Source organism: Massilia sp. P2_C2 (assembly GCF_056404615.1).
In genome coordinates this window covers 1-10283 of the sequence record NZ_JBFUDR010000237.1, presented here as the reverse complement: position 1 = coordinate 10283, position 10283 = coordinate 1, and the positions used below count along the sequence as shown (strand labels likewise).

Sequence of the window (10283 nt, the reverse complement as noted above, 5' to 3'; positions counted from 1 at the left end):
GTCATGATCAGCGCGCCCAACTCGGCGGCCTCGGCCCCGATCTGCAGGCCGATGCTGCCTGTACCGAGCTTGTAAAACGCGGGRCCGGTCCAGCCGGGGCCGCCCGTCGTGCAAGCAACACGCCGTTGCTGCCGAAACCGCCGACGATGAAGCCGGCTTGGAGGATGCGCGGGCTGATCAGGATGGCCTCGGCCCGCGACAGGTTCTGGCGCAGTCAGGTGATCTCCGGATCCTGGATGAAGCGGTTGAGCGTGGTGTGCGACTCGTCCGCGGTCTTGCGTGCCTCGTCTGGCGTGTTGGGGGACGCGCAGTCGCCGAGCAGCAGGGCGGGGCAGGTGACGGCGATGCCGACCGCGCGTGGCGGGGTGTGCAGCATGATGACCTGCTATCGAGAAGGTGCGCACAAGTGCACACCGATCTCTTCCTGCCCCGAACCGTCCTGCTGACCGTGCTCGTGCCTGACAGGCGTCACTTTCCCGCCTCCCGCCGGCCCATCGCCGGCGGCAGTGCCCGGCGTCACCGCCTGGCTCGCCTCGGGTAGCGCCGTTTGCGCCGCATGGGCGCCGGTGGCGAGCCGTTGCAGATTGACCGCCGCGTTCACGTTGCGGTCGTGATGCGAGCCGCAGCCGGCACAGGTCCAGGTGCGCTCGCCGAGCGCGAACTGGACGTTACGCTCCCAGCGCTGCAGAGTCTTGACCGTGGCCCCCAGCAGCCTGGCGGCCGGCCCGATTCCCATTGTGCTTTCCATGATCACGATTGGACGCGTCTCCTCACATTTGGTTCGACTAGAGTCGAGCTCCGAACCAGTGACGATCCAGTCCTTGGGTATTATCCGACCTCGAGCTGGTGGACAATGAGTCGTCGACGTAGTGCGATCGTTCTGCATGATGTTTGTGGAGCCTCAAATCCCGCCGATGTCCCACCGATCATGACGCGTGCCCCGCCTAGAATGGCTCGCAGGTGAAGGCGGATGGGGTCTGCCGCCGACGGGGCCAGCCTTTGCGCGGCCTGACAACGGCACCCACCGCGACGTGTTGCGGCAGGGCGGCGGCAACCGCCCGGCGATCCGCAGAGGAGCTTGCATGGCGCTCGGTTCGATCCCGACGAGGGCAAGGATGCGCAGGGTGAGGTTACGCGGTCCGCGGCAACCGCTGCCGGGCCGGGTCCGGCACCGCGGCCGTCCGCACGAGGCGCGACCCAGGCGCGAACGTGCGCTCCGCGTCCAGCGCGAGCAGGCGATCCATCTGGCGCGCATCTGCCTGCTTGGCGAGCTGAGCGCGGCAATCGTGCACGAGCTGAACCAGCCCCTGGCCGCGATCCTCGCCAATGCCCGGGCGGGCCGGCGCCGCCTCGCGGCGCGGCCGGGCGTGCGCGCGGTGCTGGACGACATCCTGGACGACATCGTCGAGGCGAGCCAGCGGGCGATCAGCATCATCCAGCGCATGCGCGCGCTGTTCCTGCGGCGCGGAACGCTGCGCCAGCCCGTCGACCTCAATGCCGTGGCGCGCGACGCGGTGGCGCTGGCGCGCGCCTGCCTGGCCGAGCACGGCGTGCGGCTGGTGCTGGCACTCGATCCGCGCGCGGTGCCGCTGCGCGGCGACCCGGTGCAGTTGCAGCAGGTATTGTTGAACCTGATCTTGAACGCTTGCGACGCCGTGGCTGCGAACCCGCCCGGCGCGCGTCGCATCGTCATCGTCACGTCCGGGGGACCGGGGCCGCGGGCATGCCTGACCGTCACGGACAATGGCGCCGGCATCGCGGTCGCGCGGCCGGAACGCATCTTCGATTCCTTTTTCACGACGAAGCCGCAAGGTCTCGGCGTCGGCCTGGCGGTCGCGCGCGAGATCGTGACCGCTCACGGCGGCCGCATCGAGGCGGCCAACCGTGCCGAGGGCGGCGCCGTGTTCCGCGTGACGCTGCCGTTGGCGGGAGTAAAACATGATGAGTGAGCAACCTGTGGTGTACCTGGTCGACGACGAGTCCTGCCTGCTGCGCGCATTGCAGCGCCTGCTGGAGGCCGAAGGGCTGGCGGTGCAGGCATTCGGGTCGGCCGAAGACTTCCTGCGCGCGCACGACCCGGCGGGGCCCGGCTGTGTCGTCGCGGACCTGTGCCTGCCGGGCCTGGACGGCCTGTCGCTGCAGCGCACCTTGTTCGAACTCGGCAACGCGCGCGCGGTCGTGCTGATGACGGCCTATGGCGACGTCGCCACCGGCGTGCACGCGATCAAGGCGGGTGCGGTCGACTTCCTCGTCAAGCCGTTCGACGACGAGACCTTCCTGATGGCCGTGCGCGCCGCGCTCGCCCGCGATCAATACGACCGTGAAGTGCTGCGCGAGCTCGAGACCGTGCGCGGCCGACTCGCATCGCTGACGCCGCGCGAACACCAGGTCCTGGAACGTGTCGTGACCGGCCGGCTGAACAAGCAGATTGCGGCCGATCTCGGCATTACGGAAAAGACCATCAAGGTGCACCGGGCCCGGGCGATGGAGAAGATGGGCGTCAGCACGCTGGCGGAACTCGTGCGCAAGACGATCGAGGTGGAACTGGGCACCGTGATCGACGGCAAGCATATCGACCGCGGCGGGCGGCATCTGCTTTGACGCCGTGCCGGGCTGGCGGGATGTTGCGGAATGTTACAAAAATATTGTTTCGGATTTAATAAACTTTTCACAAATCGGTATAATTGGCGCCGCTGAGTTCTTCGCTTTTGTTGGAGAGGGGAAATGCGCGACGTCATGTCCATCCGCGAGCTTGCCGCGGTCGAGCGCCAACACAATCGCATCCTGCGCCTGTCGTTCCCGGAAGGGGATGGGCCGGATGCCACGTTGCTGGTCAATACGCTGGAAGCGTCCGAAGGGCTGTCGCGCCCCTTCGAATACAGGGTCGAATTGCTGTCCGACGATGCGCATATCCACCTGAAGGATTTGCAGGGCCGCATGCTGTGCGTGGAGCTGGTCCGCGCGGATGGCACGCTGCGCTATTTCACGGGCAGGGTATTCCGCTTCGGCCTCGCCCGGGTCGACGGCGGCCTCGCCTATTACGAAGCGCGGCTGGGCCCGTGGCTGAACTATCTCAGCCTGCGCAAGGATAATTACCTGTTCCACGAGGCAACGCTGTACGACCAGACCCGCAGCATCTTCAACGATTACGGCGGCCTGGCCGACTGGGACTGGCGCGTCAAGGGAGCGGACCGGCCGATGACGGACGCTTGCCAGTTCGACGAGAGCGACGCCAATTATCTGGCGCGGCGCTGGGCGGCCGCGGGCCTGTGTTACTGGTTCGAGCATGACGCGAAGGGCCACAGGCTGGTGCTGGCGGACGATACGAGCCTGGCGGAGCCGATCGACGGCGACCCGGACGTACCGTTCCAGCGCCACGGCGGCGCAACCGAGGAAGACGGCATCGGCGACTGGTCGCCCGTACGCCACCTCGTGCACGGCAGCGTCGCCGTGAGCAGCTACGATTTCAAGAGCGGCCGTCCGGTCGTCACGTCGGCGGCCACGCTGAACCAGCAGGGCGCCGTTCCCGTCATCGAGTCCTACGAATACACGGGCGCGTTCGGCTTCAGGAACCTGGCCGACGGCGACGCCCTGGCCAGGCTGCGCATGGAAGAAACGGAAGCGCGCGGCAAGCTGTTCGAGGGCGGCGGCAACAACCGCCAGCTGATGCCGGGCCGCTGGTTCCGCCTCACCGGGCATTTCGACGCCGACGGTGGAATGCACGCCAACGAGTTCCTCGTCGTCGAATGCACGCACCACGCGACGAATAACTACCAGACGAACAGCGGTGCCGCGGATTACCACAACCGCGTTTCATGCCTGCGCCGCAAGATCACGTGGCGGCCCGGGCGCGGCTTTCACTGCACCGAAACGAAGATCTACGGCATCCAGACGGCCACCGTCGTCGGACCGAAAGGCGAGGAGATCCACACGGACGAATTCGGGCGTGTGCGCGTGCAGTTCCACTGGGACCGCGAAGGCAGCAACGACGAGCGCAGTTCGGCCTGGATCCGCGTGGCGACGCCGTGGGCCGGGTCGAACTTCGGCATGACGTCGATCCCGCGCATCGGCACGGAGGTCATCGTGTCGTTCATGGGCGGCGATCCGGACCGCCCGATCATCACGGGCATGATCCCGAACGCGAACACGATGCCGCCGTGGGAACTCCCGGCCAGCAAGACGCAGAGCGGCTTCCTGTCGCGCTCCACGCCGGGCGGCGGCTATGCCAATGCGAACGCGATCCGCTTCGACGACAAGAAGGGCGCGGAGCAGGTGTGGATCCAGGCCGAGCGCAATCTCGACACGGTGGTGGAGCATGACGAGACCGAGGCCGTCGGCAACGACCGCACGCTGCAGGTCGGCGGCAACCACGTGCTGGGCATCGGCAAGGATGTCACGCACACGGTCGGCGGCGCGCACACGGAAACCATCCGCCGCAACATGACCCTGAACGTGACGGAAGGGCGCCAGGACAGCACGATCAAGGGCGACGTCACCGTCACGTCGCTCGACGGCGAGATCACCGTCACGTCGCCGCACAAGATCACCCTCGTCGTGGGCGGCAGTTCTATCACGATGACGGCGGACGACATCACGATCGTCGCCCCCAGGATTTTCCTCAATCCGTAATCCGGAGCACCTGATGAACAACCCGCTACCAGCGGCAGGAGGGCCGGCGCGCGTCGGCATGCACGAAGGCAGCGTCGGCCTGCCGGCCGGCTTCGACGACCGTACCACGAACGTATTCGTTCCGGCCGACCCGCAAAGCCAGCCCAACCTCAGCATCGCGCGCGACCGGCTGGGCGAGGGCGAGACGCTCGCGGCCTACGTCGACCGCCAGCTCGGCATCCTCAAGGCACGCATGCCCGGCCACAAGCTGCTGGGACGGACGGACGAGCGTCTCGGCCTGCACGAGCCGGCCCTCGTCGGCGAGCGCATCGACGCCCAGTACAAGAACGGTGCCCAGGTGATCCGCCAGCGCCAGGCGGCGTTCGACATCGGCAATGGCCGCGCGCTCGTGTTCACGGCCGCCACGCCGCGCGCGCCCGACGAGCGCTTCGAGACGCTGTGGCGCACGTGGCTCGACAGCTTCCAGCCCGCCGCCTGACGACCGCCCGGCCGTCCCATGTTCGAAGCTGCCCGCCTGACCGATCCGATCGCCCATACCGGCGCGCTCGGCGGATTCCTGATCGGCGCCGTGATCGGCGTCGCGCTGATCGCCGCCGTCGCCTTCGCCACGTTCACGTGCGGCTTCGGCGTCGCGCTGCTGGCCGGCCTGCTGGCGGGCGTCGGCGCGGCCGCCATCCTCGGCCTGGGGGAGGCGATCGGGAAGATGTTCTCATCGCCATCCGGCACGATCAGCAGCGCCTCGCCGAACGTCTTCACCAACAGCCGCGGCGCCGCCTACGCCACCGCCAGCACCACGGTGTGCAGCAAGCACAATCCGGTGCCATTGGTCGCGGAGGGCTCCGGCACGGTATTCATCAACGGCCGTCCGGCCGCGCGCAAGCAGGACGCCATCGCGTGCGGTGCGAAGATCGACGACGGTTCCAGTAACGTCTTCATCGGCGGCGGCCGGGTCGCCTGGCTGCCCGTCGCGGATGAAGTGCCGTCCTGGCTGCGCACGACGGTCGACTGGGCGTTCGCGCTGGCGGGCCTCGTCGGCGGCCTCGCGGGCCTCGTCAAGGCCGCCGGCGGATTGTCGCGTGCCGTCGTGCCGTGCGCCGCCAGGTTCATCGGCGGCTTCATGGTCGGCGAGGCGGTGGGGCGCTATGTCGCAGCACCCGTCGTCAGTCGCGTGATGGGCGGCCTGTTCGGGCGGCCGGTGGACGTGGCGACGGGGCGCAAGCTGCTGCTGGCGCAGGACGAGGTGGATGTCGTCGTGCCGGCGCCGCTGCCGGTCGTGGTCAACCGCTTCTATTCGAGCGGCGTGACGAAGGAGGGCGCGCTCGGCCGCGGCTGGGTGGTGCCGTGGGAACTCCGGCTGGAACCACGCGACGGCGGCTTGTGGCTGGTGGACGCGCTGGGACGCGAGACCGGTTTCCCCACTATCCCGCCGGGCCACACGCTGTACAGCGAGGCCGAGCAACGCTACCTCGCGTGCACGCACGATGGCCGTTACATCCTGTACGACCTGAACGAGATTTATTACGACTTCGGGCATGTCGACGTCGCGGCAGGCGCGGTCGGGCGGCTGCAACGGATGGAAGACCGCAGCGGCCAATGGCAGGCCTTCGTGCGCGACGATGCCGGCCGCGTGCAGGCCATCCATGCCGGCGGCGGCATCCAGTTGCGCCTTGCCTACGACGACGCGACGGGCCGGCGGCTGGTGGCCATCGAGCGTGTCGGCGGCGACCCGCGCGTGCTGGTACGCTATGACTACGACGCGCACGGCCAGCTCGTCACCGTGCTCGATGCGAACGGCCACGCAGTGCGCCGGTTCACCTATGCCGATGGCCTGATGACGAGCCACACGAATGCGCTGGGACTGGTGTCGAACTACGCCTGGACCGTGCAGGACGGCGTGCCGCGCGTGGCCGCCTGCTGGTGCAGCGAAGGCGAGCGCACCGAATTCACGTACGACCTGGCGGCCCGGCGCACGTCCGTGCGGGACGAGCTGGGACGCGAGGCGCACTGGACGTACGACGAACATCACCAGATCCTTGCGTGCACCGACCTCGATGGCGGTGCTTACACGATGGAATACGATGCCGCGGGCCAGCCGACGCGGATCGAACTGCCCGGCGAACGCAGTATCGCTTTCGAATACGACGCGGCCGGCCGCATCGTCGCCGAGACCGATCCGCTCGGACGCCGCACCGAAACGACGTACGACGGCAACAGTGTCCGCGTCAGCGAGGTGACCACGCCGGACGGTGCACGCTGGCGTGCCGACTACGATCACCTGGGGCGCATGCTCGCGACGACCGACCCACTGCAGCGCACCGAACGCTACGAATACCCCGAGGGTTTGAGCCCGCTGCCCATCGCCCGCATCGATGCGCGCGGTGGCCGCCAGACCATGACGTGGAATGTGCTTGGCCTGATGACCGCGTACACGGATTGCTCGGGCAAGACGACGCGCTATGCGTATGATGCCGCCGGCTACCTGGCGAGCGTGACGGACGCGCTGGGCAACCACACGCGCTTCGAACGCCTGCCGACGGGCGAACCGGTGCGGATCATCCTGCCGGACGGCACCGTGCAGGAAAGCGCGTACGACGCGGCCGGCCTGTTGATCGCGCAACGCTACGGTCCGTCCGAGGGCCGCTGGCTGCGCAATGCGCGCGGGCAGGTGGTCGAAGCGCGCGATGCGGCCGGGCGCGGGCTCGTTTACCGCTACGATGCGCGCGGCAGGCTCACCGTGTTGTCGACCGATGCGGCGACAGGGTATGCGTTCGACTACGATGCCGGCGACCGGCTCGTGCGCGAAGTCCGGCCCGACGGCGTGGAGCGCCGGCTGCGCTACGACGCGGCGGGCGAACTGGTCGAACTGGAAAAGCTCGGTGCACCTGATGCGCGCGAGCGTGCGCGTCGCACGACGCTGTTCGAGCGCGACAGGATGGGACGCCTGCTCGCGCAGCGCACGGCGACGTCAATCGGCACCTATACGTGGAACGACGCGGACCGCCTGGTGGCGGCGCGGCGCGAACCGACGCCGCTGGGCGCCGCGCTCGGCGTAACTGCCGGCAGCGTCACCTTCGACTATGACCAGGCCGGCCGGCTGATCGCCGAACACGGCGCCGAGGGCACCGTGGCGTACGAACTCGATGAACTCGACAACATCGCTGCGCTCGCGCTGCCGCACCGGCAGCGGATCGACCTGCTCAGCTATGGTTCTGGCCACGTGCACCAGATCCGCGCGGGCGACCGCGTCATCAGCGACGTCGAACGGGACGACCTGCACCGCGAGGTCTTGCGCACGCAGGGACGGCTGGTCCAGAAAACGGCGTATGATCCGCTCGGCCGCCGCCTGTGGCAGGCGGCGGGCACGGGTGCCGACGTGCTGGGGCCGGGCCAGGGCCGCTTCTGGCGCACCTACCGCTACGATCGGCTCGGCGAACTGGCCGCCCAACACGACAACGTGCGCGGCCGTATCGACTACCAGTACGACCCGGCCGGCCACCTGCTGCGCCAGGATCGCGCCGACGATGTGGTGCCGGAGCGCTTCGTGTGGGACGCGGCCGGCAACCTGCTCGACCGCGCGCCGGACGGCAGCCAGGGCCGGGTCGAAGGCAACCGGCTGAAGGTCTGGCGCGACATCCGCTTCGAGTACGACGCGTGGGGCAACGTCAGCCAGAAGCACAAGGGTACGCGCCAGAGCCAGCGCTTCACGTTCGATGCGGAAGACCGGCTGGTCGCCGTGACGACCGAGGACGCGCAGGGCACCGTCGAGACGCGCTTCGACTACGACCCGCTCGGCCGCCGCATCGCCAGCAGCGAGATTCGCCGCGACGCGTTCGGCGGCGCGCGCGAACAACGCAAGCGTTTCGTGTGGCAGGGCATGCGCATGGTCCAGGAAGTGCGCGACGGCAGCGTCAGCAACTACGTGTACAGCCCGGACTCACCTTACACCCCGCTGGCGCGGCTGGACGCGGTGATCGGCGGCGTCCTGGCGCAGGTCGGCATCGACAGGGCGCGTGAGACGGCGCGCATCTTCCACTTCCATACCGACCCGGTGGGCACGCCGCTGGAATTGACGGACGAGGCGGGCGAACTGGCGTGGGCCGGGAAATATACGGCGTGGGGCAAGGTCGAACGCGGCGAGGACGCGGCGCTGCTGGAGCGCACCGAGCAGCCGTTGCGGTACCCGGGGCAGTATGCGGATGGGGGGACTGGGCTGCACTACAACACGTTCAGGTATTACGATCCGGATGTGGGGAGGTATGTCAGTCAGGATCCGATCGGGTTGGATGGTGGGCTGAATCTTTACTCCTATACGTCGAATCCAAACGGGTGGATGGATCCCTATGGTTGGGCGGCGCTAGGTCAGCTGGGCACCTACGCGAATTTGAATGGCGGTGCGCATGTTGGGGATGGTTTGCAAGCGCACGAACTGATACGTCATGAGTATCTACAACAAATGGGGTTGGCCGGCGAAACACGGTTAGGTGAGAATCCATCCATCGCGTTGGACTTGGATCATCATACGAGAGGGCCGCTCAGAGACTCGAGGGGTATTGGCGGCGCACATTATCACGAGGCAAAAATCCGAAATACTTACGGCCTTGGGGTAAATGAGTTTCATCCACAAGTGAAAGTGGAACTCGACATAACTCAAGGCGGCCTGAGGAAAGCTGGCATGTCTGCAAGCCACGTACGGCGATTGCGTAAGCAAGCCAATAAATTTCTTCGGAAATTAACGAAAGGGTGCTAAATGATTGCTGGGAAAAAGTTAAATTTTTCGGGGGCGTGTACTGATAACAGAAAACCTCGTATTGGTGGGGGAGCATTAATCGAAAATATTGTGGATTGGCCAAGTGCACCCGATGGAGTGCCGCTAACTCTTGTGATGTCCATGCCAGCAAATTTTTTAACTGTTAATGCCGGAATTGATCTTCCAGCAGATTTGTTTGTTTCTGTATTTTCATATTATTCTAAATCCGAATACTTTTTGGATAACATCACCTACCATGGATCTTCGGAAGAATTGGAATGGTTGCGAAAAGGTTACACAAGAGTCATCGTTCATAAAGCGGGCCGTGAAGTACTCGGATCAGACGTTATTCCACCAGTAACTGTTGAAGTCGGAGTTGCTGAGCTCGATCCTGCTGCACCTTATGGTGGATCAAAAGTCGGTGGGGAACCTACTATGCTCCAAGCCGAGCCCATTGCGCTGAAAAATGAACAATTTGCGCTGCAATTATATGGAGGTAATTTCCCCGCTCCTTATCAAGGGATTTTCGGCCTCTCGGATGCAGTTGGCTATCTTTACATCGATGCTGTTCGTTGGCACATCAAACCTCTAGATGCTGGAACTTTTTTCGTGCAAGTAACATGAATTATCGCTCAACGGATTTCTAAACACAAAACTAATGAGGTGATCGACTTCGGTTTCGAACGCCTGCTAACAGAAATATCGGAGAAATTGTCGGCTTTGACCGCGATTCAGAATTTGCGAACGAATGGCGCGGCGACTGGTGAGTCTTGTCATTTTGGTAAAGATTGAATTGCGGAGTGTAGGGCATAATGAGAAAGCAGTTTTATACTTTACAATGGCTTTGTTGCATAAATCGGTCCCAGTAGCCCGCTCGGGCGCAGGTAAACTGACGACATGAGTGCTC

8 protein-coding genes are annotated in these 10283 nt (G+C 65.5%); 6 read left to right on the top strand and 2 right to left on the bottom strand.

The features are described from left to right. Positions 1–214: 214 nt before the first annotated feature. Both AC1DYX_RS22620 and AC1DYX_RS22615 read right to left on the bottom strand, forming a co-directional pair. The gene (locus AC1DYX_RS22620; RefSeq protein WP_477263005.1) at positions 215–376 is read right to left on the bottom strand and encodes a hypothetical protein; all 162 of its coding nucleotides are present in this window, start codon (positions 374–376) and stop codon (positions 215–217) included. 9 nt (positions 377–385) lie between these two features. After that, positions 386–736: a zinc ribbon domain-containing protein gene (locus tag AC1DYX_RS22615; protein ID WP_477263003.1), complete on the bottom strand. Its 351-nt coding sequence runs from the start codon at positions 734–736 to the stop codon at positions 386–388. Between the two features lie 388 nt (positions 737–1124). Between AC1DYX_RS22615 and AC1DYX_RS22610 the strand changes: the two genes are divergently transcribed. The 6 genes from AC1DYX_RS22610 (at position 1125) to AC1DYX_RS22585 (ending at position 10000) form a co-directional block, all read left to right on the top strand. Continuing rightward, positions 1125–1949 (top strand): sensor histidine kinase, encoded by an 825-nt coding sequence (locus AC1DYX_RS22610; RefSeq protein WP_477263000.1) that lies wholly within the window; start codon positions 1125–1127, stop codon positions 1947–1949. Beyond that, entirely contained in the window at positions 1939–2601 is a 663-nt protein-coding gene (locus AC1DYX_RS22605) for a response regulator transcription factor (RefSeq protein WP_477262998.1), read from the top strand. Before AC1DYX_RS22610 ends, AC1DYX_RS22605 begins: the two co-directional genes overlap by 11 nt. 123 nt (positions 2602–2724) lie before the next feature. Continuing rightward, entirely contained in the window at positions 2725–4629 is a 1905-nt protein-coding gene (locus AC1DYX_RS22600; RefSeq protein WP_477262996.1) for a type VI secretion system Vgr family protein, read from the top strand. A gap of 13 nt (positions 4630–4642) precedes the next feature. Further along, positions 4643–5107 (top strand): DcrB-related protein, encoded by a 465-nt coding sequence (locus tag AC1DYX_RS22595; protein WP_477262994.1) that lies wholly within the window; start codon positions 4643–4645, stop codon positions 5105–5107. A gap of 18 nt (positions 5108–5125) precedes the next feature. Continuing rightward, positions 5126–9376, top strand: a complete 4251-nt coding sequence (locus AC1DYX_RS22590; protein ID WP_477262992.1) for an RHS repeat-associated core domain-containing protein — start codon at positions 5126–5128, stop codon at positions 9374–9376. Then, the gene (locus AC1DYX_RS22585; RefSeq protein ID WP_477262990.1) at positions 9377–10000 is read left to right on the top strand and encodes a hypothetical protein; all 624 of its coding nucleotides are present in this window, start codon (positions 9377–9379) and stop codon (positions 9998–10000) included. Positions 10001–10283 lie beyond the last annotated feature (283 nt).

What these genes read in the sequence shown, in the direction of transcription:
- AC1DYX_RS22585 (WP_477262990.1), top strand. Translation starts at nt 9,377, where the DNA reads ATGATTGCTGGGAAAAAGTTAAATTTTTCGGGGGCGTGTACTGATAAC.
- AC1DYX_RS22590 (WP_477262992.1), top strand. Translation starts at nt 5,126, where the DNA reads ATGTTCGAAGCTGCCCGCCTGACCGATCCGATCGCCCATACCGGCGCG.
- AC1DYX_RS22595 (WP_477262994.1), top strand. Translation starts at nt 4,643, where the DNA reads ATGAACAACCCGCTACCAGCGGCAGGAGGGCCGGCGCGCGTCGGCATG.
- AC1DYX_RS22620 (WP_477263005.1), bottom strand. Translation starts at nt 376, where the DNA reads ATGCTGCACACCCCGCCACGCGCGGTCGGCATCGCCGTCACCTGCCCC.
- AC1DYX_RS22605 (WP_477262998.1), top strand. Translation starts at nt 1,939, where the DNA reads ATGATGAGTGAGCAACCTGTGGTGTACCTGGTCGACGACGAGTCCTGC.
- AC1DYX_RS22600 (WP_477262996.1), top strand. Translation starts at nt 2,725, where the DNA reads ATGCGCGACGTCATGTCCATCCGCGAGCTTGCCGCGGTCGAGCGCCAA.
- AC1DYX_RS22615 (WP_477263003.1), bottom strand. Translation starts at nt 736, where the DNA reads ATGGGAATCGGGCCGGCCGCCAGGCTGCTGGGGGCCACGGTCAAGACT.